The 23,557-nt window shown below is 60.0% G+C and carries 22 protein-coding genes; all 22 read left to right on the forward strand.

What is annotated here, in order from left to right; genetic code table 11:
• Positions 1–50 precede the first annotated feature (50 nt).
• A complete protein-coding gene (locus QVF59_RS18505) occupies positions 51–1,097 on the forward strand; it encodes a COX15/CtaA family protein (protein ID WP_287881758.1) in 1,047 nt (348 codons plus the stop codon).
• Between the two features lie 13 nt (positions 1,098–1,110).
• Positions 1,111–2,013 (forward strand): heme o synthase, encoded by a 903-nt coding sequence (locus QVF59_RS18510; protein WP_159874643.1) that lies wholly within the window; start codon positions 1,111–1,113, stop codon positions 2,011–2,013.
• A 23-nt stretch (positions 2,014–2,036) separates the two neighbouring features.
• A complete protein-coding gene (locus QVF59_RS18515; protein WP_287881760.1) occupies positions 2,037–2,603 on the forward strand; it encodes an SCO family protein in 567 nt (188 codons plus the stop codon).
• 45 nt (positions 2,604–2,648) lie between these two features.
• Entirely contained in the window at positions 2,649–3,413 is a 765-nt protein-coding gene (locus QVF59_RS18520; protein WP_240902566.1) for a flagellar brake protein, read from the forward strand.
• Positions 3,414–3,452: 39 nt separating this feature from the next.
• Positions 3,453–4,094, forward strand: coding sequence for an ATP phosphoribosyltransferase (hisG, locus tag QVF59_RS18525; RefSeq protein WP_287881763.1), 642 nt, complete (start codon positions 3,453–3,455; stop codon positions 4,092–4,094).
• A gap of 16 nt (positions 4,095–4,110) precedes the next feature.
• Positions 4,111–5,403, forward strand: coding sequence for a histidinol dehydrogenase (gene hisD, locus QVF59_RS18530; protein ID WP_287881765.1), 1,293 nt, complete (start codon positions 4,111–4,113; stop codon positions 5,401–5,403).
• Positions 5,404–5,632: 229 nt separating this feature from the next.
• On the forward strand, positions 5,633–6,703 hold the full coding sequence (gene hisC, locus QVF59_RS18535; protein ID WP_287881767.1) for a histidinol-phosphate transaminase: 1,071 nt from the start codon (positions 5,633–5,635) through the stop codon (positions 6,701–6,703).
• Positions 6,704–6,707: 4 nt separating this feature from the next.
• Positions 6,708–7,301: an imidazoleglycerol-phosphate dehydratase HisB gene (gene hisB, locus QVF59_RS18540; protein WP_287881769.1), complete on the forward strand. Its 594-nt coding sequence runs from the start codon at positions 6,708–6,710 to the stop codon at positions 7,299–7,301.
• Between the two features lie 37 nt (positions 7,302–7,338).
• Entirely contained in the window at positions 7,339–7,980 is a 642-nt protein-coding gene (gene hisH, locus QVF59_RS18545; RefSeq protein WP_159874648.1) for an imidazole glycerol phosphate synthase subunit HisH, read from the forward strand.
• Between the two features lie 19 nt (positions 7,981–7,999).
• The gene (gene hisA, locus QVF59_RS18550) at positions 8,000–8,743 is read left to right on the forward strand and encodes a 1-(5-phosphoribosyl)-5-[(5-phosphoribosylamino)methylideneamino]imidazole-4-carboxamide isomerase (RefSeq protein ID WP_159874649.1); all 744 of its coding nucleotides are present in this window, start codon (positions 8,000–8,002) and stop codon (positions 8,741–8,743) included.
• A 62-nt stretch (positions 8,744–8,805) separates the two neighbouring features.
• Positions 8,806–9,573, forward strand: coding sequence for an imidazole glycerol phosphate synthase subunit HisF (hisF, locus tag QVF59_RS18555; protein WP_045845852.1), 768 nt, complete (start codon positions 8,806–8,808; stop codon positions 9,571–9,573).
• Positions 9,570–9,962, forward strand: a complete 393-nt coding sequence (hisI, locus tag QVF59_RS18560) for a phosphoribosyl-AMP cyclohydrolase (protein WP_287881773.1) — start codon at positions 9,570–9,572, stop codon at positions 9,960–9,962. Before hisF ends, hisI begins: the two co-directional genes overlap by 4 nt.
• Before the next feature lie 124 nt (positions 9,963–10,086).
• Positions 10,087–10,407 (forward strand): phosphoribosyl-ATP diphosphatase, encoded by a 321-nt coding sequence (locus QVF59_RS18565; RefSeq protein WP_159874651.1) that lies wholly within the window; start codon positions 10,087–10,089, stop codon positions 10,405–10,407.
• Positions 10,408–10,429: 22 nt separating this feature from the next.
• Positions 10,430–10,753, forward strand: coding sequence for a histidine triad nucleotide-binding protein (locus QVF59_RS18570; RefSeq protein WP_159874652.1), 324 nt, complete (start codon positions 10,430–10,432; stop codon positions 10,751–10,753).
• A gap of 57 nt (positions 10,754–10,810) precedes the next feature.
• Complete coding sequence (gene tatA / locus QVF59_RS18575; protein WP_089082610.1) at positions 10,811–11,014, forward strand: Sec-independent protein translocase subunit TatA; 204 nt, start codon at positions 10,811–10,813, stop codon at positions 11,012–11,014.
• Positions 11,015–11,029: 15 nt separating this feature from the next.
• The gene (gene tatB / locus QVF59_RS18580; RefSeq protein ID WP_287881778.1) at positions 11,030–11,542 is read left to right on the forward strand and encodes a Sec-independent protein translocase protein TatB; all 513 of its coding nucleotides are present in this window, start codon (positions 11,030–11,032) and stop codon (positions 11,540–11,542) included.
• Complete coding sequence (gene tatC / locus QVF59_RS18585) at positions 11,539–12,282, forward strand: twin-arginine translocase subunit TatC (protein ID WP_287881780.1); 744 nt, start codon at positions 11,539–11,541, stop codon at positions 12,280–12,282. The genes tatB and tatC overlap by 4 nt, the downstream gene beginning before the upstream one ends.
• Positions 12,279–12,626, forward strand: a complete 348-nt coding sequence (locus QVF59_RS18590; RefSeq protein WP_159874655.1) for a DUF2069 domain-containing protein — start codon at positions 12,279–12,281, stop codon at positions 12,624–12,626. The genes tatC and QVF59_RS18590 overlap by 4 nt, the downstream gene beginning before the upstream one ends.
• A gap of 231 nt (positions 12,627–12,857) precedes the next feature.
• Positions 12,858–15,026 carry a type I secretion system permease/ATPase gene (locus QVF59_RS18595; RefSeq protein ID WP_287881782.1) on the forward strand — a complete coding sequence of 723 codons (2,169 nt, stop codon included), beginning with the start codon at positions 12,858–12,860 and terminating at the stop codon, positions 15,024–15,026.
• The gene (locus QVF59_RS18600) at positions 15,026–16,435 is read left to right on the forward strand and encodes an HlyD family type I secretion periplasmic adaptor subunit (protein ID WP_287881784.1); all 1,410 of its coding nucleotides are present in this window, start codon (positions 15,026–15,028) and stop codon (positions 16,433–16,435) included. Before QVF59_RS18595 ends, QVF59_RS18600 begins: the two co-directional genes overlap by 1 nt.
• A 5-nt stretch (positions 16,436–16,440) precedes the next feature.
• Positions 16,441–17,040 carry a helix-turn-helix transcriptional regulator gene (locus QVF59_RS18605; RefSeq protein ID WP_287881786.1) on the forward strand — a complete coding sequence of 200 codons (600 nt, stop codon included), beginning with the start codon at positions 16,441–16,443 and terminating at the stop codon, positions 17,038–17,040.
• A gap of 177 nt (positions 17,041–17,217) precedes the next feature.
• On the forward strand, positions 17,218–23,547 hold the full coding sequence (locus QVF59_RS18610) for a retention module-containing protein (protein WP_287881788.1): 6,330 nt from the start codon (positions 17,218–17,220) through the stop codon (positions 23,545–23,547).
• The last annotated feature ends 10 nt before the right edge of the window (positions 23,548–23,557 follow it).

The raw sequence follows: 23,557 nt of genomic DNA on the forward strand, positions 1-23,557 counted from the left end.
TCACCAGCCCGGTAGCGCAAACCTGCTACCGGACTGACCGGGAGGCTGTGATGCGAAAACTGCTGTGCTTGGCCGTGGTGCTGGCCGTGGTTTTGCTGCCGCTGGGCGCTTATGTGCGCCTGTCCCAGGCTGGTCTGGGCTGCCCGGACTGGCCTGGTTGCTACGGTCGCCTGTCTCCTGCCCATGCTGCTGCCGAAATTGCCCATGCCATGCAGTTGCAGCCGGATGGCCCGGTCAGCCCGGACAAGGCCTGGAAGGAAATGACTCATCGCTATCTGGCAGGTGTGCTCGGCATGCTGGTGCTGGGGTATTGGTGGCAAGCCTGGCGGCAGCGGCAGCGCCTGGCAGCAGCCAGCCTGCTGCTGGTCTTGCTGCTGCTGCAAGCTACGCTGGGCATGTTGACGGTTACATTGCAGCTGCGACCGCTGGTGGTGACCACCCACCTGCTGCTGGGCATGTCCTTGTTTGCCCTGCTGTTGCGAGAGGCGATCGGGCGATACCAGCCACGGGTGGCCGTCTTGCCCTCACCGTGGCGGCTGGCGGCTTTGCTGGTGTTGCTGCTGCTGGGACAGATTGCTCTGGGTGGCTGGATGGCGGCCAACCAGGCCGCACTGGCCTGCCAGGGCTTCCCGCGCTGCAATGGCAACTGGTGGCCGGACATGCAACTGGCGGCAGCGCTGCCGGGTTGGCCTCTTGCTGCGGGTGGACATGTCGCGCTGCCAGCTGCCGCACTGGTGGCGGTGCACTGGCTACACCGGGTAGGGGCCTTGTTGCTGCTATGCGTGCTGGTTGCCGTGATCTGGCGCTTGTGGTGCTACCCGGCCTTGCGCAGAAACCTGTGCCTGCTTGGGCTGCTGGCCGGGCTGCAGCTGCTGTTGGGCATTGCCAATGTCTTGTGGTTGCGGCCTTTACCGGTGGCCCTGGCCCATCATGTACTGGCCATGCTGCTACTGGCCTTGGCTCTGGGCTTGCTGTGTCGTTTGCAGCCAGTGGCATCCTGGCGTGGCCGGATTACGATCCGGGAGCAGCAGGCCCAGCCTGCCGCCATCTTGGTGCGCAACTGGCCGGGCAAGCGTTCCGGCATGCATGGCGAATGATGGCGGAATCAATATGAAACCAGCCGGAACCCTGCCGCAGTACCATTGGCAGCATGCACGCGCCATGCTGCAGCTGGCCAAACCACGGGTGCTGGCGTTGATTCTGTTCTGTGCCGTCAGTGGCATGCTGCTGGCCCAGCCGAGCTTGCCGTCGCCAGGGCGGATGGCGATCGCCAGCCTGGGCATTGCCCTGATGGCTGCGGCGTCGGCCATGCTCAACTGCATGCTGGAGAAGTCGCTGGATGCGCGCATGCAGCGCACTGCCTGGCGGGCGACCGCCCGGGGCGAGGCTGGCCGGGTGGAAACCCTGTCGCTGGCTCTGGTGCTGGCCGGTAGCGGCATGCTGTTGCTGATCGGCATCAATGTGCTGACTGCATGGCTGACACTGGGCGGACTGCTGATCTATGTGCTGGTCTACACACTATGGCTCAAGCCGCGCACCCCGCAGAATATCGTGATCGGCGGCCTGGCCGGTGCCCTGCCTCCCTTACTGGGCTGGACAGCAATGACGGGTGAAGTCAGCCCGCATGCCTTGCTATTGCTATTGATCATCTACGTGTGGACGCCCCCCCATTTCTGGGCGCTGGCCTTGTACCGGCGCAGCGACTATGCCCGCGCCGGCCTGCCCATGCTGCCGCTCACCCACGGCCAGTCGTTTACCACGCTGTCCATCCTGCTCTATACCCTGTTGTTGGGTGCCGTCAGCCTGTTGCCGCTGGCCATCGGCGTAGCCGGCCTGATCTACTTGCTGCTGGCGCTGCTGCTGGATGCGCGCTTCTTGTTTCTTGCTGTGCAACTGCATCGTCAGTATGCTGACGCCTTGGCGCGTCGCACCTTCCGCTGGTCCATCTGGTATCTGGCCGGCTTGTTTGGTGCAATGCTGCTTGATCACTATTGTTTGCTACCGGTTATCTGATGCGCTTCCTGTTACGAATTCTGATGCTTTCCTGCCTGCTGGCGGCACTGGCCGCCTGTGCGCCCCCGGCTGCGGCCAAGCTGGACCTCAAGGGTACCGACATGAGCGAAACCCAGCTGGGTGGCGATTTCAGTCTGACCGACCATCTGGGCAAACCACGCAAACTGTCCGACTTTTCCGGCAAGGTGGTGGCCCTGTTCTTTGGCTACACGCATTGCCCTGATGTCTGCCCCACCACCATGCTGGAATACGCTGCGGTGATGAAAAAGCTGGGAGCGGATGCCGACAAGGTGCAGGTGTTGTTTGTTACCGTGGACCCGGAACGGGATACCAGTACGGTGCTGGCCGGCTATGTGCCGCATTTTGATGCCCGTTTTGTCGGCCTGACCGGCAGTACGGCACAGATAGAGCCGGTAAAGGCCGCCTACAAGGTGGTGGCGCAGAAGGTGGGCGACACCAATGGGGCTTACACCGTGGATCACAGCGCCGGATCCTATCTATTCGATAAAAGCGGAAAATTGCGGGTTTATGAGGCGTATGGCACGCCGGCAGACAGCCTGACTCATGATATTCGTCAGCTGTTACGCTAGAATTCAGGCAACGATTCACATTTACAGCGGAAAGAAGCACCCATCGTGAGCCAAGACAACACCGCCGGTATGCCGCATGGCGACCATGCCCAGCCCGATCTGACCAGGTATACCCTGGCCACACCGGTTGAGGTGGTGCACCATCTGGCCTCCATCGCCAAGTCTGGTCATATGGTGACGGTGTTTTCCAATAAGGGAAAAACCTTCATTCTCACCCGCTTTCTGGAAGTAGACGCCAAGCGTGGCGTGCTGTTGCTGGATTGGGGTGCGGATCCGGCTACCAACGAGCAGTTGCTGGCCAGTGAGCGCAATGTGTTTGTCTGTTCACCCGAGGGGGTGAAAACCCAGTTTGTCACCACCGCCGCACGCAAGGTGATGCTGGACAGCGGCCCTGCCTTCGAGGTGGACCTGCCGGAGCAGGTGATCAAGCTGCAGCGCCGCGAGTTTTTCCGCATCCAGACCCCGGTGGGTAACCCGGTGAATTGCCATATCGCCGACTACCCGAACCGCCCGCTGGACCTGGTGCTGTTCGACATCAGTCTGGGCGGCTGCAGCCTGTGGCTGCCGGCAGCACAAACGCCAGGCTTCGAGCTTGGCCAGAAATACCAGAATTGCACTTTCGAGCTCAAGCCCATGGGCAGCCTGCGGGTGAGCATTGAAATCCGGCACCATCTGAGTACCCGTTTGCGTAACGGTAACGATGCAGTGCGTGTCGGCTGTGCCTTTCTCAACATGACGCCGTCGTCAGAAACGCTGGTACAGCGTTATGTCGGTCATCTGGAGCGGGAACGCCGTGCTCTGGTCGGCTGATGATGGCCTTCTTACCCATTCCATTGCCTGTCTAATATCATGACCCTGACTATTGCCCTGTCCAAAGGGCGCATCTTTGAAGAAACCCTGCCCCTGCTGGCCGCTGCCGGCATCGTCCCGGCGGAAGATCCGGAATCCTCGCGCAAGCTCATCATCGGCACCAACCATGCCGACGTGCGGCTGGTGATTGTAAGAGCCTCGGATGTCCCCACCTATGTGCAGTACGGCGCAGCCGATCTGGGTATTGCCGGCCGTGATGTGCTGATCGAACATGGTGGCGAGGGCCTGTACCAGCCGCTGGACCTGAACATTGCCAAGTGCAAGATGATGGTGGCGGTGGAAAACGGCTTTGACTACCAGAATGCCGTGCGCCAAGGCGCACGCCTGAAAGTGGCCACCAAGTACCCCAAAATCGCCCGTGAACACTTTGCCGCCAAGGGCGTGCATGTGGACATCATCAAGCTGTACGGCTCGATGGAGCTGGCTCCGCTGGTGGGTCTGGCCGATGCCATCGTTGACTTGGTATCCACTGGCGGTACGCTGCGCGCCAACAATCTGGTGGCGGTGGAACACATCATCGACATCAGTTCGCGTCTGGTGGTGAACCAGGCCGCGCTCAAGCTCAAATACGACCGCATCCAGCCGGTGCTGGATGCCTTTGCTTCTGCCGTACCGGCATGAGGCGGAACGGAATCCCATGCTGAAACTGTCTTCGACCCAAGCTGATTTCCAGCAGCAACTGCAAGCACTGCTGGCCTTTGAAACCGCGCAGGACCCGGCAGTGGACAGCGCCGTGGCGGCCATCTGTGATGACGTCAAGGCGCGCGGTGACGCTGCGGTACTGGAATACACCAACCGTTTTGACCGCATGCAGGCCACTTCCATGGCCGATCTCACCCTGTCGCGTGAGCAACTGGAAGCAGCCTGGCTGCGGCTGTCCGCCGAAGTACAGCAGGCACTGAGTGCTGCCGCCGAGCGCGTACGCCGTTACCACGAAAAACAGCTGGCGCATTCCTGGAGCTACGAGGACGAAGACGGCACTCTGCTGGGCCAGCAAGTCACCCCGCTGGACCGCGTGGGCATCTACGTGCCCGGTGGCAAGGCCGCCTATCCCAGCTCGGTACTGATGAACGCGATGCCGGCCAAGGTGGCGGGTGTGGGCGAAATCATCATGGTGGTGCCCACTCCGCAAGGCGAGCGTAACGACCTGGTGTTGGCCGCTGCCTTCATCGCCGGTGTGGACAAGGTATTCACCTGTGGTGGTGCCCAGGCTGTGGCCGCGCTGGCCTATGGTACCCAAACCATCCCGCAGGTAGACAAGATCACCGGCCCGGGCAATGCCTATGTGGCCGCTGCCAAGCGCCGTGTGTTCGGCGTGGTGGGCATCGACATGGTGGCCGGCCCGTCCGAAATTCTGGTGATCTGCGATGGCAACACCCCGGCCGACTGGATTGCCATGGACCTGTTCAGCCAGGCCGAGCACGACGAAATCGCCCAGGCCATCCTGCTGTGCCCGTCGGAGGAATACATTGCCGAAGTGGAAGCCAGCATTGAAAAGCTGCTGCCCACCATGCCGCGCCGCGCCATCATCGAAGCCAGCCTGGGCAACCGTGGCGCGCTGATCCAGGTGCGCGACCTAGCCGAAGCCTGCGAGATTGCCAATTACATTGCGCCGGAACATCTGGAGCTGTCGGTGGCCGATCCGGACGCCAGCCTGCCGCTGCTGCGCCATGCCGGTGCCATCTTCATGGGCCGTTTCACCTCGGAAAGCCTGGGCGACTACTGCGCCGGCCCCAACCACGTGCTGCCCACCAGCCGCACCGCGCGCTTTGCCAGCCCGCTGGGGGTGTACGACTTCCAGAAGCGCTCCAGCCTGATTCGCGTGTCTGCTGCTGGTGCACAGAAGCTGGGCAAGATTGCCAGCGTACTGGCCCATGGCGAAGGCCTGACCGCCCACGCCCGCGCTGCCGAGCTGCGGCTGGAACCCTGAGCAAAATTGCTTCAGCTAAAGACAGGGCCGCGCCAATGCCGGCCCTGTTTTTTTTGGGCGATGGAAATGTCGTTTTCCTGCGCCAGCATGGCGGTCCGGCACCGGGCGCTGCTAGCCCAAAACGACCGAACACGGTAGGATAGCCCCCTCCAGCGTTGTACTGACAACGCCCCTGTTGACCTGCATGGCCGGGTCGGTTGCGCAAGATAACCGGCACAGCCCCATCATCATGACATTGACTGCCAAGCAACTGGTCCGTCCGGAAATTGCCGGAATCAAGGCCTACCACGTGGCCGACGCCAGCGGCCTCATCAAGCTGGACGCCATGGAAAATCCGTACGCACTGCCATCTGCACTGCGTGCCGAGCTGGGCCAGTGCCTGGCCGAGGTGGCCATCAACCGTTATCCCGATCCGCATGGCGGCGGGCTGAAGGACGAACTGAAGGCGGCGTTTGACATCCCGGCAGCCGCCAGTGTGCTGCTGGGTAATGGCTCGGACGAAATCATCACCCTAATTGCCCAGGCGCTGGCGCGACCCGGCGCGGTGATGCTGGCGCTGGAACCGTCCTTCGTCATGTACCGCATGAATGCGCTGTTCTCCGGCCTGCAGTATGTCGGCGTGCCGCTGAATGCCGACTTCAGCCTGAATCTGCCAGCCTTGCTGGAGGCCATTGCCACCCATCAACCGGCGATGGTGTTCCTGTCTTATCCCAATAATCCCACCGGCCCGCAATTTTCCCGCGAGCAGGTATTGGCGGTGCTGGATGCCGCGCCGGGACTGGTGGTGGTGGATGAGGCCTACCAGGCCTTTGCCAGCGACAGCCTGATGGATCTGGCCGGCAGCCGCCCTAATCTGCTGGTGATGCGTACCCTGTCCAAGCTGGGTCTGGCCGGCCTGCGCCTGGGCTATGCCGCAGGCTGCGCCGAATGGATAGACGAGCTGGACAAGGTACGCCCGCCCTACAACATCAATGTGCTGACCCAGGCGGCCGCCCGCTTTGCGCTGCGCCATCTGGCTGTGTTCATGCAGCAGGCACAAACCCTGCGCGACGAACGCCAGCGCTTGCTGCAGGCCTTGCGCCAGTACAGCGCGCTGACGGTATTTGATTCACAGGCCAATTTTGTCACCATCCGCGTGCCGGATGCCGCAGAACTGTTTGCCTTTCTGAAGAAAAATGGCATCCTGATCAAGAACTTGCATGGCAGCCACCCGCTGCTGGACCAATGCCTGCGCCTCACCGTGGGCAGCCCGGATGAAAACACGGCCGTGCTTGCTGCACTGGCCGGCTACTTTGCCTGAAACCATGAGAACAGCCTCCGTTACCCGCAATACCCTGGAAACCCAGATCACCGTCACCCTGAACCTGGATGGCAATGGCCGCAGCCATTTCGATACCGGCGTGCCCTTTCTCGACCACATGATGGACCAGATTGCCCGCCACGGCCTGATCGACCTGGACATCGTGGCTAAGGGCGATTTGCATATCGATGCCCACCACACGGTGGAAGACATCGGCATCACGCTGGGCCAGGCTTTTGCCAAAGCCATTGGCGACAAGAAAGGCATCCGCCGTTACGGCCATGCCTACGTGCCGCTGGACGAAGCGCTCAGCCGCGTGGTGATCGACCTCTCCGGCCGTCCCGGCCTGGTGTACAACGTGGAATACACCCGCGCCAGCATCGGCCAGTTCGATGTCGACCTGTTCTCCGAGTTTTTCCATGGCTTCGTCAACCACAGCATGGTGACCCTGCATATCGACAATCTGCGTGGGGTAAACAGCCACCATCAGGCGGAAACCATCTTCAAGGCCTTTGGCCGCGCGCTGCGCATGGCCTGTGAAGTGGACGAACGCATGGGCGGTGCCACGCCGTCCACCAAGGGCACGCTGACGGCCTGAGCCGCAGCCTACCTTCACCCGAACAGTTAGGGGCATGATGAAAGTCGCAGTAATCGACTATGGCATGGGCAATCTGCACTCGGTGCTCAAGTCCATCCAGGCAGTCAACGACCAGGGCGCGGACATTTTCCTCAGCCGCGACCCGGAAGCCATCGTCAAGGCGGACAAGGTGGTGTTTCCTGGTCAGGGCGCCATGCCGGACTGCATGCGCGAGCTCAACAGCTACGGTCTGGCCGAAGCCGTACGTGAAACCACGCAGACCAAGCCGTTTTTTGGCATCTGCGTGGGTGCACAGTTGCTTTTCCAGCACAGTGAAGAAGGCGATACGCCAGGACTTGGCTTGTTTCCGGGCAATGTGGTCCGGTTTTCGGCTAACCTGACAGATGCCGCTGGCGAGCGCCTCAAAGTGCCGCACATGGGCTGGAACCGTGTTTACCAGACTTCGTCCCATCCGCTGTTTGCCGGGATCGAAAATGGCGAACGCTTCTATTTTGTCCACAGCTACCACTTTGCCCCGGCTGATGCAGCGCTGACGCTGGCGGAAAGTGAGTACCCGGACAGGTTTTCCTGTATCGTCGGGCGTGGCAATATTTTTGCGACGCAGTTCCATACCGAAAAGAGCCACCGTGCCGGTCTTCAGATGATGAAGAACTTCCTGGCATGGGACGGCAGTGTTTAACTTACGTTGATCTAGCACCATGCTGCTTATACCCGCTATCGACCTCAAGGATGGTCAATGCGTACGCCTGAAACAAGGCGTCATGGACGATGCCACCGTCTTTTCCGATGACCCGGTCCAGGTGGCCGCCCACTGGCGAGACCAGGGTGCGCGCCGTCTGCATCTGGTGGACCTGAACGGTGCCTTTGCCGGCAAACCCAAGAACCTGAATGTCATCCGCTCCATCCTGCAGGAAGTGGGCGATGACATGCCGGTACAACTGGGTGGCGGCATTCGCGATCTGGACACCATCGAAAAATACCTGGACATGGGCCTGTCCTACGTCATCATCGGGACGGCCGCGGTGAAAACCCCGGGCTTTCTGCATGATGCCTGCGATGCCTTCCCCGGCCAGGTGATTGTCGGCCTGGATGCCAAGGACGGCATGGTGGCCATCGATGGCTGGGCCAAGATCACCAATCACAATGTGATCGATCTGGCCAAGCGTTTCCAGGACTACGGTGTCAACTCGGTGATCTACACCGACATCGGTCGTGACGGCATGATGAATGGCGTCAATATCGAAGCCACCGTCAAGCTGGCCCAGGCACTGACCATTCCGGTGATTGCCTCCGGCGGCCTGACCAATCTCGACGACGTGCGCAATCTGTGTGGCGTTGAGGACGAAGGCATCGAAGGCGCCATCACCGGCCGCGCCATCTACGAGGGCAGCATTGATTTTGCTGCTGCGCAGACGCTGGCCGACGAACTGTCCGAGGCCTGATCCTGCCTTAAACCCCAGCTTGGCCGAATCCATTTCGGCCAAGCTTTTTTTGTGTCGTGAACATGACTCTGGCCAAACGCATTATCCCCTGCCTGGACGTGACTGCCGGTCGCGTCGTCAAGGGCGTCAACTTTGTCGGCCTGCGCGATGCCGGCGACCCGGTAGAAATTGCCCGTCGCTACAACGAGCAGGGTGCTGACGAGCTTACCTTTCTGGACATTACCGCCAGCTCTGACGACCGCGACCTGATCCTGCACGTGATCGAATCGGTGGCCGAGCAGGTGTTCATTCCGCTGACCGTGGGTGGTGGCGTGCGCAAGGTGGAAGACATCCGTCGTCTGCTTAATGCCGGTGCCGACAAGGTCAGCATCAATACCGCCGCTGTCACCAATCCGGAACTGGTGCGCGAAGCCGCGGCCAAGTTTGGCAGCCAGTGCATTGTGGTGGCGGTGGATGCCAAGGCCGTGACGCCGGAAAACGACCGCTGGGAAGTGTTTACCCATGGCGGTCGCAACCGTACCGGCATCGATGCCGTGGAATGGGCGCAGAAGATGCAGGAATACGGTGCCGGTGAAATCCTGCTCACCAGCATGGACCGCGACGGCACCAAGATCGGCTTCAACCTGCCGCTGACCCGTGCCGTGTCCGAAGGGGTGGGCATTCCGGTGATTGCCTCCGGCGGCGTGGGTAATCTGCAGCATCTGGTGGATGGGGTGAAGCTGGGCAAGGCCGATGCCGTACTGGCGGCCAGTATCTTCCACTTCAGTGAATACACGGTGCGCGAGGCCAAGGAAGCCATGCGTGATGCAGGTATCGAGGTGCGGCTATGAGCAACTGGCTGGATGAGGTGAAGTGGGATGCCCAGGGCCTGGTAACTGCCATTGCCCAGGACAGTGCCACCGGCCGCGTGCTGATGGTGGCCTGGATGAACCGCGAAAGCCTGCAACTGACGGCTGACACCGGCATTGCCCACTACTGGAGCCGTTCGCGCCAGAAGCTGTGGAAAAAGGGCGAGGAATCCGGCCATCTGCAAACCGTGCAGGAACTGCGCCTGGATTGCGACGGCGACGTGATCGTGATGCAGATCCAGCAAGCTGGTGGCATTGCCTGCCATACCGGCCGCGAGAGCTGCTTCTACCGCCGGTTTGAAAACGGTGGCTGGACGGTCGTGGATGCAGTGCTGAAAGACCCGGACGCCATTTATCAGCACAAGCATTAAATTGCTCCGTATCAATTCATTATCACGCGCAGTCGCTACAATGGCAGGCCGTGTCCTGCGCTAACGGCCGATGAGCGAATCGGCCTATACTTGCCGAATTCCCAGTATGCAAAGGTGAAGCATCATGACTTTCGATGTGCTCAAGACGGTTGCCGATACACTGGAAGCCCGCCGCGAGGCGAGTCCCCAGTCGTCCTATGTCGCCTCCCTGTTCCACAAGGGCGAAGACGCCATCCTGAAAAAAGTGGCCGAGGAAGCTGCGGAAACCATCATGGCCTCCAAGGACAAGGACAAGCTGCACCTGGTGCGTGAAGTTGCCGACCTGTGGTTCCACACCATGGTATTGCTGACTTATCATGGCTTGCGTCCGGAGGATGTGCTGATGGAGCTGCATCGCCGCGAAGGTATTTCCGGCATCGACGAAAAAGCCTCCCGTCCTTCCTGAATTCTGCGTACAGGACCACGTTATGAGTGACTGCATTTTCTGCAAGATCGCAGCAGGGGATATTCCCTGCAACAAGGTTTACGAAGACGACGATGTCGTGGCATTTCACGATATCCGTCCGCTTGCACCGGTACATTTTCTGATCATTCCGAAACTGCATGTGGCCTCGCTGGCCGACTGCGGTCCGGAGCACGAAGCACTGCTGGGTCGCATCATGGGCCTGGTGCCGCGTCTGGCCGCCGAGCAGGGGCTGGAAGGTGGCTTCAAGACCGGCATCAATACCGGTCACGGTGGCGGCCAGGAAGTGTTCCACCTGCATGTACATGTTTTTGGCCACAAGGGCTGACGGTTTGCCGGCGCGCCGCATGCCGGGCGCGCCTGATCATTTTGAAAGGAAGTAGCAATGGGTTCTTTCAGTATCTGGCACTGGCTGGTTGTGTTGCTGATCGTGGTGCTGATTTTCGGTACCAAAAAACTGAAAAACGTGGGTGAAGACCTGGGCGGTGCTGTGCGCGGCTTCAAGGAAGGCATGAAGGGCGAGAATGAGAAAGCCGACAAGCCTGCCGAAACCGGTCGCATCATCGACAACGAATCCGACAAGAAATAAGCCGCGGGCCGCATCGTGTTCGATATCAGTTTTGGTGAAATCCTCCTGATCGGCATCGTCGCCCTGGTGGTACTGGGGCCGGAGCGCCTGCCTACCGTTGCCCGCACCCTGGGTGCGCTGGTAGCGCGGGCGCAGCGCTTTGTTTCCAGCGTCAAGGCCGACATCCACCAGCAAGCTAATCTGAACGGGCTGGATGGCCTGCGCAACGATATCCAGGATGCCGCCAACAGCTTCCGTTCCCAGATGGAAAGCGAAGTGCAGGGCGTGCGCGAGGTGATGGCCGAGCAGTCCGCCCAGCTACAGCAGCTTTCCGGCGAGGCGGTGGCACCCTTGCAGGAAGCTGCCCACACCATTCATGGTGGGCTGGACCTGCAGGCCGAGGCAGCACCGGCTACCGTAGCCTCCGCTGTGGTGGAAGAGAAAGCTGCCGTCGATGCGCCGCCGCGTGACGAAAATCAGCTTGATCTGTTCGATACCCCGCCAGCGGTTGCCAGTCAGCCTTCTACCGAGTCCCGTCCCCACGCATGAACGAACAACCTCTGCTTGCCCACCTGCTGGAATTGCGCACACGGCTGGTGCGCGCAATTCTGGGCCTGATGCTGGTTTTCCTCGGCCTGTTCCACTGGTCTGGCGACATCTACCACATACTGGCCAAGCCCTTGCTGGATGCGCTGCCCAATGGTGGCAGCATGATTGCCACCGAGGTGACGGCCACCTTCTTCGTGCCGATGAAGCTCACCATGCTGGTGGCCTTTCTCATCTCACTGCCCAATACCCTGTACCAGGTATGGGCCTTTGTGGCACCGGGTTTGTACAGCCATGAAAAGCGACTGATCCTGCCCCTGGTGGTGGCCAGCGTGCTGCTGTTTTTGCTGGGCATGTCCTTTGCCTATTTCCTGGTATTTCCGGTGGCTTTCCACTTTTTCTCGATGATGACACCAAGCGGCGTCAGCATGATGACCGACATCGACAAGTATCTGTCTTTCGTGATGGGCATGTTCATTGCGTTTGGTGTCACCTTCGAGGTACCCATCATCGTCATCGTGCTGGTGCGCATGGGCGTGGTGTCGGTGGCCAAGCTGCATGAAGGCCGGCCTTATGTCATCGTCGGGGCTTTTGTGGTGGCTGCGGTGGTGACGCCGCCGGATGTGTTGTCGCAAACCATGCTGGCCGTGCCTTTGTGGCTGCTGTACGAGGTAGGCATCATCATGGCCGTATTCATGTCGCGCCCGGGGCGTGCCATCACGGTCGGAAATCAGGAAAAATGAACCGAAAACTGTTTCACTATGGCGCGGCCGCCAGTCTGGTAGCCCTGATTCTGCTGACCCTGGCCTGGGAGCTGTGGCTGGCCCCGGTACGGCCGGGTGGTTCCTTTCTGGCACTCAAGGCAGTCATCCTGCTGGCACCGCTGATGGGCATTCTCAAGGAACGGCTGTATACCTATCAGTGGTCCAGCATGTTCATTCTGGCCTTTTTTACCGAGGGCATCATGCGCAGTTGGGGAGACCATGGCCTGTCGCAGACGCTGGCGCTGTGGGAAGTGGCAATCAGCGTACTGTTTTTTGCCTGCGTGCTGGGCTTTGCCCGCACCTTCAAGCGCAAGCCGGCCTAGACATCGGCTGGTCTGGCAACTCAAGAAAACCTGCCTATGGCAGGTTTTCTTGTTTCTGAATGGCAGAATTGAAATTTCCTGCTGAAAATAAGCCAGTAAATCAGTTGTATTTTAAAGTAAATATTTTAACTGTTCTTAACATCTTGCTGGCTTTAGAGCTTCGATTAGAATGTCGTCATTAAGGGCGAACCAAACTCATCGCTCACGACAAAAGCATCTAAAGGGCAGCGCATGCATTCCCCGTCCCAGGCTGGACAACATGATTCCATTCCCCTGCAGGCAACACATCTCGATCCCTTGCTGGATTGTCTGTTTGCCCTGGCACGTGGCTACGGCATCAACGCCACCCGCGAGTCGCTGGTAGCCGGCATTCCGCTGAGCAATAACCGGCTTAATCCGTCGATGTTCTCGCGCTCGGCACGGCGGATCGGCCTGACTTCGCGGGTGGTGCGTCAACCGCTGGACAAGCTGCGTGATGCGCTGTTACCGGCGGTGCTGCTGCTGGAAGGGGACGAAGCCTGCATCCTGCGTGCCATCGACCCGGTCAGCGGCATGGCACGGGTGAGCTTCTCCGAGCTGACCGAGTCGGAAGTCAGCATCTTGCTGGATGAACTGGCTGGCAAATACCTGGGGCTGGCCATTTTTGTCCGTCCCCGCTTCAATTTTGAACGCCGTGCGCCGGAGCTGGGTGAAATCCGCTCGCGCCACTGGTTCTGGCAAACCGTCTACGGCGGCCTGCCGCTGTATCGCGACGCCATGATCGCCGCCTTGCTGATCAACCTGTTTGCGCTGGTCATTCCCTTGGTGTCGATGAATGTCTACGACCGGGTGGTGCCCAATATGGCCACCGAAACGCTGTGGGTGCTGGCCATTGGCGGCCTGCTGGCGCTGGTATTCGATTTCCTGCTGAAAATGACCCGCGCCTACCTGATCGACCTGGCCAGCAAACGGGTGGATGTGACGCTGTCCAGCCTGATCATGGAACGGGTGCTGGGTATTCGCATGGAGGCCCGCCCGGCCTCGGTGGGCGCGTTTTCCTCCAATCTGCGTGCCTTTGAAACTGTGCGCGACTTTATCGCCTCGGCCTCCATCACCGCCCTGATCGACCTGCCTTTCGTGCTGATCTTCCTGCTGGTGATCCTGTGGATTTCCCCGCTGCTGACCGTACCGGTGCTGGTGGGTGGCTTGCTGATGATTGTGTTTGCCCTGCTCATCCAGGAAAAGATGAAGGAGCTGACCGAGGCCACCTTGCGTGCCTCGGCTCAGCGCAATGCCCAACTGGTGGAAAACCTGGCCGGGTTGGAAACCATCAAGATCCTGGCCGCCGAAGGCCAGCAACAGGGGCGCTGGGAGCAGGGCACGCTGTTTCTGGCCCAGGTGGGTGCGCGGCTGAAGCTGCTGGCCACCTCGGCCAATACCTTTGCCGGTTTCATCACCCAACTGGTGTCCATCGTGATGCTGGTGCTGGGGGTGTACCAGATCATGGATGGCAATACCTCGCAAGGTGGTGTCATTGCCGCCGTGATGCTGTCCGGACGCGCCATGGCCCCGCTTGGCCAACTGGTGGGCTTGCTGACCCAGTATCACAACGCCAAGACCTCGCTGTCCTCGCTGGACGGTTTCATGAGCATGCCGGTGGAGCGGCCGCAGGATGCCAACTTCTTCCACCGCACCAGCTTCCAGGGTGAGATCGAGTTCCGCAATGTGTCGTTCAGCTACCCGGACAATCCGCAGCTGGCCTTGCGTAATGTCTCGTTCAAGATCAAGGCTGGCGAGCGGGTGGCCATCATCGGCCGGGTGGGTTCCGGCAAGTCCACGCTGCAGAAGCTGATTCTGGGGCTGTTCCGCCCGACGGAAGGCTCGGTGCGTGTTGATGGTATCGACATCAACCAGATCGATCCGGCAGAACTGCGCCGCCATATCGGCTATGTGCCGCAGGATGCCGTGCTGTTTTACGGCACCTTGCGGCAGAACATCGCCATGGGTGCCCCGCATGCCTACGACGCCAGCGTGGCCGCTGCCGCCGAGCTGGCCGGGCTATCCGACTTCATCAACGGTCACCCGCAGGGTTTTGACATGATTATCGGCGAACGTGGAGATTCGCTGTCCGGTGGTCAGCGCAAGGCGGTGACCATTGCCCGTGCGCTGCTCAATGCACCACCTATCCTGCTGATGGACGAGCCCACCAGCAATATGGACAACACCACCGAAGGGCAGATCAAGCAGACGCTGCAGAAGGTGATGGTTGGCAAGACCATGATCATGGTCACCCATCACAACGCTTTGCTGGAGCTGGCGGACCGCCTGATCGTGATTGATAACGGTGCCATTGTGGCCGATGGCCCCAAGGCCGCGGTGATTCAGGCTCTGCAGCAGGGGCAGGTGGGGAGGGCAGGCTGATGAAAACGACTTGGAAACAACGCCTGCAAGGCTGGATTCGTGGTGGTCAGGGCCGTACTTCTCCCTACTGGGACAAGCTGATGGACTGGGCGGCGGCGCGCGATCTGCAGGATAGACAGGACTTTGCCACCGATGGTGACTGGGCGATTCTGGAGCAAAGTCCGGGCCGGCCACGGATATTCGTTTGGAGCATGCTGGCCTTGTTGCTGGTAGCACTGTTGTGGGCGGCACTGGCGCAGATTGACGAAGTGGCGCGCGGTGAAGGCAAGGTGGTGCCGGTATCGCAAAACCAGCATATCCAGAGCCTGGATGGCGGCGTGGTGTCGAAGATCCTGGTCAAGGAAGGCCAGATCGTGCAGAAAGGCCAGCTGCTGCTGAATATCGACAACACCCGCTTTGTGTCGTCGCTGAACGAAAATCAGGCGCAGTATCTGTCCTTGCTGGCCAAGGCGGCGCGCCTGCGCGCCATTGCCAACAATGTGCCGTTCGAACTGCCCAAGGAAGTGGTGCAACAGGCAGCCGACATTGCCCGGCAGGAAACCGACCTCTACCAGACCAAGCGCCGCGAACTGGATGCCAATGTGTCCATCGCCCGGCAGGAGCTGACCCAGCGCTCGCAAGAACTGAGCGAGGTACGCGCCAAGCTGACCCAGGCGCAGCAAGGCTACCAGCTGACTCAGCGCGAACTGGCTGTCACCAAGCCCTTGAAGGAATCCGGTGCGGTATCGGACGTGGACCTGCTGCGCTTGCAGCGCGACGTGTCGCGTTATCAGGGTGAGCGTGACATGGCCAGCGCACAGATTCCCAAGCTGCAGGCTGCCATCAGCGAAGCCAACCACAAGATCCAGGAAGTGGAACTTAACTTCCGCAATCAGGCCAGCGCCGAGCTGTCCGAAACCATGGGCAAGATCAACAGCCTGTCTGCCGGCAGCTCCGGCCTGGCCGACAAGGTGAAACTGTCCGAGGTGCGCTCGCCGGTCAAGGGCGAGGTCAAGCGCCTGTTCGTCAATACCATTGGCGGCGTAGTGCAGCCGGGCAAGGACATTCTGGAAATCGTGCCGCTGGAAGATTCACTGATGATCGAAACCAGGGTGTCGCCGCGTGACATCGCCTTTCTGCGCCAGGGACAACACGCGATGGTGCGCTTTACCGCCTACGACTACACCGTGTACGGCGGCATGGAAGGCAGCCTGCAGGAAATCGGTGCTGATACCGTTACCGACGACAAAGGCAATGCTTTCTATATCGTGAAAGTGCGTACCAAACAGGGCGCACTGGGCGAGAAGCATCTGCCCATCATCCCCGGTATGGTGGCGCAGGTGGACATCATGACCGGCAAGAAGAGCATTCTTTCCTATCTGCTGAAACCGGTACTGCGTGCCAAGGCAGAGGCCTTTACCGAGCGATGAGCGATATGGTGATACTGATTACGGCCAGTAGTGCGCTGGCGGATGGCTGGGCAGACAGCCTGCAACTGCAAGATGCCGTGCGCCTGCCTGATCTGGCGGCGCTCAACCGCAGCAGCGTGCCAGCGGACAGCCTGGTCTTGCTCGACCTGGCCGGCGCCGTGGCAGGCGAACAGGACATCCTGTACGCCTGCCGGCATTGCCGGGTGCTGGCGCTCAGCTCGCTGCCGCAGGACGAAGAGGGCTTGCGCTGGTTGCAGTGGGGGGCCGTGGCATACGCCCACGCCATGAGTACGCCAGATCTGCTGCTGCAGGTATTTGACACGGTGCAGGCCGGTGGCACCTGGGTGGGGCGCAGCATCATGCAGCAGCTGTGCGCGCGCTTTGGTCGACAGCTGCCGGCGGCTGCCGCGCCAGACTGGCGTACCCGGTTGTCAGAGCGGGAACAGGATGTGGTGGCTGCCCTGCGTGAGGGGCGGGCCAATAAGGACATCGCCCGTTTGCTGGAGATTTCCGAACGTACGGTGAAAGCCCATCTCACCTCGGTATTCCAGAAATTTGGCGTGGAAGACCGCCTGCAACTGCTGCTGAAGCTGACGGGCCACTAGGATGTATGCCACAGCACAGGACACAGCCGCCTTGCTGGTTTGCAATGCGGCTATTTTTTCAAATGTGCATGTGAATTTTCTGAAAATAAAAGAATATCTGCCCTTCAGTACAATATATTTCTCTGACATCACTGCATAAGCTGACCGAAGTGCATATTGCGTCTTCAGGAGTCAGTCATGAGTACCCCCGCTATCCAAGGTCAGGTTGTCGCCGTCAACGGTGTGGTCAAAGCCATCGATGCCCAAGGGCATGAACGCATTCTCAAGGCCGGCGACATCATCCAGCCGGGTGAGCATGTGGTGCTGCTGGATGGCGCAACGCTATCGGTAGGTCGCGCTGACGGTGCAGTGCTCAATGTCGATGGCCCGCGCGAAATGGCGCTGACTGACGAAACGCTGCAGCCGCAGACCACGGATAAAAGCGAAGCTGCTGTAGCCAAGCTGGCTCCGGAAGCACAGCAAGTGCTGGCCGCGTTGGAAAACGGCCAGGATCCGCTGGCCCAGCTTGATCCTGCCGCCGCCGGCCTGAACGGAGCCGGAACCGGTGATGAAGGTAGCCACGGCTTTGTGCGGCTGATGCGCGTGAGCGAAACGCTGAACGGCCCGCTGCCAGACACCGCTGGCGCTGCGGTGCTTGGCACCCAGTCGGTACAGGCAGATACCACCCCGAATGCTGCCGCACCCATCAGCCTTACCATCGACAATATCAGTGCCACCAATGATTCCACGCCCACCATTCATGGCACTGGCATTCCCGGCCTGACCGTAGTTGTGACCAATGCCGCCGGTGCGGTGGTGGGTAGCACGGTAGTCGGCAGCGATGGCAACTGGTATGTCACGCCCACCACGCCGCTGCCGGATGGCACCGATACGCTGATTGCCACCAGTACCAATACGGCAGGGGCTACCGCTAACGCCACCGCTACCGCCATCATCGATACCACGCCGCCGGCCGTACCGACCGTGGCCATCAGCGAGCATGGAACGCCCGATGGCATCATTAATGCCGCCGAGCTGGTCAATGGCAAGGTAGAGGCCACCGTCAAGCTGGATGCCGCCGACCTGGCCAAGAACGGCAGTGCCACCATCACGGTGAATGATGGCGGCCATGTCACTACCCTGGTGGTGCATGCTGATGGCAGCGTGACCGGCACTGACACCGCTGTTACCGCCAGCTATAGCAATGGCACCGTGACACTGGACATTGCCAAGCCAGCCGATGGCAGTACCGTTACCGTGACCGCCACCCAGACAGATGCAGTGGGCAATACGTCCGGGCAGGGCATGGACGATGCCACGCTGCACAGCACGCTGCCCACGGCAACCATTACCGTTGACAATGTCACTGCCGACAACATCCTCAACCTCAATGAGTACTATGGTGATGTCGTTACCATCACCGGTACGGTGGGTGGCGATGCCAAGCTGGGCGACAAGGTGACGCTGACCATTGGCGGTGCCACCTATACCACCGAAGTGATCGAGATCAACGGCCATCTTGGCTTCTCCCGCAATGTGGGAACGGGCGATCTGTCCAGTGCCACCAGCATCCATGCCACGGTGGCGGTGAGCGACAGCTATAACAACACCGCGACCGCATCGACCGATCATGACTATCTGGTCGACTTGTCCACGCCCAAAGCCAGCATCACGGTAGATCCGCTTACCGCCGATAATGTACTGAACATCCAGGAAGGCAGCGGCAACACCGTCACGGTCACTGGCACCGTTGGTAGCAATGTGAAGGTGGGTGACACCGTTACCCTGACCGTGCATGGCCACGACACAAGCGGCCAGGTGATCGATCTGGGCAACGGCAAGCTGGGCTACAGCATTCCGGTCAGCAGTGATGACCTCAAGAACGACAGCAATATCCACGCTAGCGTCACCACCAGCAGCATTGGCGGTAATACGGCCGATGCCAGTGCAGACCACAGCTATGGCGTTGACTTGCAGGCACCCACCGTCAGCATTGATAGTGGCCTGGCAGGCGATGACATTGTCAATGCAGTTGAACACAAGCTGGCGCTGACTATCAGTGGCAGTACCAGCGCCGAAGACGGTCAGACTGTGGATGTCGTGCTCAATGGCCAGCATTACAGTGCCACAGTGAGCAATGGCAGCTGGAGTACCGAAGTCCCGGCCGCTGATGTTGCCAAGCTGGCGGATGCCACCAGCTATACCATCACTGCCGATGTCCATGATGTGGCCGGTAACCCAGCCGCACAGGCCAGCCATGAACTGGCCGTGGATATTACCGCCAGTATCACCATCAGCAATGACGGCAGCGGCAGTGACGGCGTGTTCAACAAGAGCGAAGCCGCCGGTGCCGTGGTCAGCGGCAGCACCACGGGCGTGGAAGAAGGCCAGACGGTAACGGTGACCTTTACTGATAGCCAAAGCCATGTTGTCAGTGTCGATACCACGGTGGGCAAGGACGGCAGCTGGAGCGTGCCGTCCAGCAGCCTGAGCGGCCTGGTGGACGGTGCGGTGACGGTAAAAGCGCAAGTCAGCGATGTGGCCGGCAACACCGCCAGCGACAGCCATGCCGATAAGCTGGACACCCTGGCCACTATCACGATTACCAATGACGGCAGTGGCAGTGACCAGACCTACAATCTGGTCGAATCCGGCAATGTGGTGGTAAGCGGTACGACCACGGGTGTCGAAGAAGGCCGCACGGTTTATATCACCTTTACGGATGGTGCCAATGCCGAAATGGCCGCCGTGACGGTTCAGAAAGATGGCAGCTGGACAACGGCAGGGGTAAAGGTGGAGCTGGGCAGCCTGAATCAGGGCAGCATCAGTGTCAGTGCCAGCGTGGTGGACAAGGCAGGTAACCTTGCCGAGACCAGCCATGACGACAAGCTGGATACCATCGCCCCCACCATCGTGATCAACACGGTTGCCGGTGATGACATCATCAATGCCAAGGAGTACGCACTGCCGCTGACCATCAGTGGTACCACCAGTGCCGAGGATGGCCAGCTGGTCGATGTGGTACTCGATGGCAAGCATTACAGCGCAACCGTCAGCAACGGCAGTTGGAGTACCGAAGTCCCGGCTACTGCCGTGTCCAAGCTGACCGATGGCCAGAGCTACACCATTACTGCCGATGTCAGCGACAAGGCCGGTAACCCGGCCACAGAAGCCAAACACAGCCTGGCCGTGGATATCACGGCACCGGATGCACCGCAAGTAAGCTTTGTTTCCAGCGGAACTTACAGCTATAGCAACTACTTCGGTATCGATGATGCCCATATCAGTACGCCGGTAAACGGCCAGAGCGCCCTGGCGACCGTACTGGGGGATCTGGTCAATCTGAACCCGACCGCCACCTTTATTGCCCAGTCGCTCAATTTCGGTACCAGTACCGGTGCCTGGCAGGATGGTTCGCTGGCGGTCAACAGCAATCTGGGTACGACAGGAGCGCTGGCCGACTTCATCAGCAACAGCAATGGCAGTACCGGTACCGGCCTGCAACTGGGCAGCAGCTATGGCACCACTTCGCGCGCCATCGTGGAAACCGGCGGCGTATTTACTGCCACGGCCGGCAACTACACCATCGCGGTACGTGCCGATGATGGCTATATGTTGTTGATCGATGGCAAGGTTGTGGCCCAGGAAACCAATAACCAGTCGCCGGCTACAGCCGGGTACAACATCCATCTGGACAGTGTGGCCAACAACCAGCACACCATCCAGGTGGTGTACTGGGATCAGGGTGGACTGGCTACGCTGCAAGTCAGCCTGGAGCAGAACGGCAACAATATCGTCAACCTGCTGCAACCGGGCAGCAGCGTCACCGCACAGGTCACACTCAATGCCAATGACCAGGCGGTACTGGTGGATGGTGGCTCGGTGCATTTGACCGGCAGCGGCAATACCGACCTGACCTTGCATCTGGATGCCAGCGGTAAGCTGGTGGATGCCAGCAACAATAGCTACAGCTATCAGGGTGGTGTCATCTCGCTGAGCATGGCTGCCCCGGCTGCCGGTGCTGCCATTGCGCTGACCGCCACGGTCTCCGACAAGGGCGGCAATACCTCGCCGTCGGCGGAGGCAAGCTATACCCAGCCGGGCATTCCCACCGGCCACCTGCAACATGATGCCGCCAACGATACCGGCAGCAATGCGGCAGACAGCATCACCGCCGACAAGACCCCGGTTCTTACCGGTACGGCGGACGCTAACAGCCAGATTACGGTCAGCCTGAACGGCCACAGCTATACCACCACCGCCGATGCCAGTGGCAAATGGTCGGTCAGCGTCACTGACAGCCTGGGCGACGGTGTGTACATTCCGCTGGTCAAGGCAGTAGATGCCAACGGTGCCACGGCTACCGGCTTTGGTACCGCTTTTGCGGTGGATACCCAGGCCATCATCACCATTGCCAATGACGGTAGCGGCAGCGACGGCGTGTTCAACAAGAGCGAGAGCATGGTCGCGGTGGTCAGCGGCAGCACCACGGGCGTGGAAGCAGGCCAGACGGTGACGGTAAGCTTTACTGACAGTGCCAGCCATGTGGTGACTGTGAGCAGCACGGTTGCCGCCAACGGCAGCTGGAGTATTCCGGCCAGCAGCCTGTCTACGCTGGTGGATGGTGCGGTGACCGTGAAGGCGCAGGTGAGCGATCTGGCAGGCAATGTTGCCACTGCCGAAAACAAGGACAAGCTGGATGCCACGGCTCCGACGCTGACCATTGGCAAGATCGCCGGTGATGATGTCATCAACGCGCTTGAGCACAAGCAGGTACTGACCATCAGTGGTAGCACCAGTGCCGAAAACGGGCAGACCGTGGATGTCGTGCTCAATGGCCAGCACTATAGTGCCACCGTCAGCAATGGTAGCTGGAGCACATCGGTACCAGCTGGCGATGTGGCCAAACTGACTGATGCCAAGAGCTATACCGTGACCGCCGATGTGAGCGACAAGGCAGGTAACCCGGCAGTAGAAGCCAGCCATGTACTGAAGGTGGATACAACAGCCACCATCATCATTACCGATGATGGCAGCGGCGGCGACCAATACTTCAACAAGTCCGAATATGGTGCGGTAACGGTCAGCGGTACTACCCATGGCGTGGAAGCGGGCCAGATTGTCTACGTAACTTTTACCGATGGTGCAAACTCCGAGACCAGCGCCGTTATCGTCAAGGCAGATGGCAGCTGGAACACCGCGGATGTGAAACTGGACCTGAGCAATCTGAACCAGGGCCAGATCACGATCAGCGCCAGTGTGATCGACAAGGCTGGCAATGCAGCCAGCGATAGCGGCTTCGACACACTGGATACCATTGCACCGACAGCGGCGGGCATGTCGGCTGCCACCTCGGCGGCAACCATCTCCAATCTGTTCAACACCGGGGTGAACAACGGCGGCAATGCATTGTCTGCCGGCAAGACCGATGGTCATTACACCCTGGTCAGCGCGCCGGACAAAGCTAACCTGACGTCGGCCACGGTGGTGGGCCAGTCCGATGCCAGCGGCAAGAACTGGGTGACCGATGACTACAACAAATCGCAGTGGATTGGCGATATGGATGACAAGAACGGTAGCTACAGCTACCAGACTACTTTCAATATATCGTCTACCGCAGTGCTGGCATCGGTGCTGCTCAGCTTCGACCTGTCGGCCGACGATAATGTACACATCTGGCTGAATGGCAAGGATACCGGTCTGTCCTACAGCAGCCTGTGGACCACCGTACAGCATGTTGACCTGAGCGGTGCCAGCGGTCTGTTTGTCAGCGGCAACAATACCCTGACCTTCGTGGTGGACAACTCGGGTGGCGGAGCAACCGGTCTGAAAGTGGACAATATCACCGGGACGGCCCAAGGCAGTAACCTGGAAGTAGATGTTTCCCTGGCCGGCACTGGTGCAGTGGCGGGCGATACGCTTACCTTTACCGCGCTTGAGGGCGGTGTGAGCACAAGCTCCAGCCACCTTATCACCAGCAGCGACATTGCCCATGGGGTCATCAGCGAGGCACAGCACCTGCCGACAGGCAGCGGGGTGTCCACCTACACTTCCACCCTCACTGACAAGGCGGGCAATGTCTCCACCCTGGCGACTGAAACGGTGTTCGGTTCCGGCAACCATAGCGTCAGCGATGGTGTCGGTGTGGATACCTTCAAGTGGACGCTGGCTTCCAATGGCAGTAGCAGCACGGCGGCAAGCACCACAATCAGCAACTTTGATCTGGCCGACCACAACAGTGCTGGCGGTTCGGCGCTGGACCTGAAGGATCTGCTACAGGGCGAGAACCATGCCAGCAGTACCGGCAATCTCACCAGCTACCTGCACTTCACCCAGAGCGGGGCGGATACCATCGTGCACGTGGATGCATCCGGTGGCTTCAAGACGGGTGCCGGTGCCGGCAGCGATACCGTGGACATCGTACTCAAGGGGGTGTCGCTGGCTGACCTTGGTGGCGGCATTGCCAATACCTCGGACACGCAGATCATCCAGAACCTGCTCAATCACGGCAAGCTGATCACCGACTAATCCCTCCTCA

It is taken from the genome of Aquitalea sp., assembly GCF_030150775.1.
In the GTDB taxonomy this organism is placed as follows: domain Bacteria; phylum Pseudomonadota; class Gammaproteobacteria; order Burkholderiales; family Chromobacteriaceae; genus Aquitalea; species Aquitalea denitrificans.

What these genes read in the sequence shown, in the direction of transcription:
- QVF59_RS18505 (WP_287881758.1), top strand. Translation starts at nt 51, where the DNA reads ATGCGAAAACTGCTGTGCTTGGCCGTGGTGCTGGCCGTGGTTTTGCTG.
- QVF59_RS18510 (WP_159874643.1), top strand. Translation starts at nt 1,111, where the DNA reads ATGAAACCAGCCGGAACCCTGCCGCAGTACCATTGGCAGCATGCACGC.
- QVF59_RS18515 (WP_287881760.1), top strand. Translation starts at nt 2,037, where the DNA reads ATGCTTTCCTGCCTGCTGGCGGCACTGGCCGCCTGTGCGCCCCCGGCT.
- hisG (WP_287881763.1), top strand. Translation starts at nt 3,453, where the DNA reads ATGACCCTGACTATTGCCCTGTCCAAAGGGCGCATCTTTGAAGAAACC.
- hisD (WP_287881765.1), top strand. Translation starts at nt 4,111, where the DNA reads ATGCTGAAACTGTCTTCGACCCAAGCTGATTTCCAGCAGCAACTGCAA.
- hisC (WP_287881767.1), top strand. Translation starts at nt 5,633, where the DNA reads ATGACATTGACTGCCAAGCAACTGGTCCGTCCGGAAATTGCCGGAATC.
- hisB (WP_287881769.1), top strand. Translation starts at nt 6,708, where the DNA reads ATGAGAACAGCCTCCGTTACCCGCAATACCCTGGAAACCCAGATCACC.
- hisH (WP_159874648.1), top strand. Translation starts at nt 7,339, where the DNA reads ATGAAAGTCGCAGTAATCGACTATGGCATGGGCAATCTGCACTCGGTG.
- hisA (WP_159874649.1), top strand. Translation starts at nt 8,000, where the DNA reads ATGCTGCTTATACCCGCTATCGACCTCAAGGATGGTCAATGCGTACGC.
- hisF (WP_045845852.1), top strand. Translation starts at nt 8,806, where the DNA reads ATGACTCTGGCCAAACGCATTATCCCCTGCCTGGACGTGACTGCCGGT.
- hisI (WP_287881773.1), top strand. Translation starts at nt 9,570, where the DNA reads ATGAGCAACTGGCTGGATGAGGTGAAGTGGGATGCCCAGGGCCTGGTA.
- QVF59_RS18565 (WP_159874651.1), top strand. Translation starts at nt 10,087, where the DNA reads ATGACTTTCGATGTGCTCAAGACGGTTGCCGATACACTGGAAGCCCGC.
- QVF59_RS18570 (WP_159874652.1), top strand. Translation starts at nt 10,430, where the DNA reads ATGAGTGACTGCATTTTCTGCAAGATCGCAGCAGGGGATATTCCCTGC.
- tatA (WP_089082610.1), top strand. Translation starts at nt 10,811, where the DNA reads ATGGGTTCTTTCAGTATCTGGCACTGGCTGGTTGTGTTGCTGATCGTG.
- tatC (WP_287881780.1), top strand. Translation starts at nt 11,539, where the DNA reads ATGAACGAACAACCTCTGCTTGCCCACCTGCTGGAATTGCGCACACGG.
- QVF59_RS18590 (WP_159874655.1), top strand. Translation starts at nt 12,279, where the DNA reads ATGAACCGAAAACTGTTTCACTATGGCGCGGCCGCCAGTCTGGTAGCC.
- QVF59_RS18595 (WP_287881782.1), top strand. Translation starts at nt 12,858, where the DNA reads ATGCATTCCCCGTCCCAGGCTGGACAACATGATTCCATTCCCCTGCAG.
- QVF59_RS18600 (WP_287881784.1), top strand. Translation starts at nt 15,026, where the DNA reads ATGAAAACGACTTGGAAACAACGCCTGCAAGGCTGGATTCGTGGTGGT.
- QVF59_RS18605 (WP_287881786.1), top strand. Translation starts at nt 16,441, where the DNA reads ATGGTGATACTGATTACGGCCAGTAGTGCGCTGGCGGATGGCTGGGCA.
- QVF59_RS18610 (WP_287881788.1), top strand. Translation starts at nt 17,218, where the DNA reads ATGAGTACCCCCGCTATCCAAGGTCAGGTTGTCGCCGTCAACGGTGTG.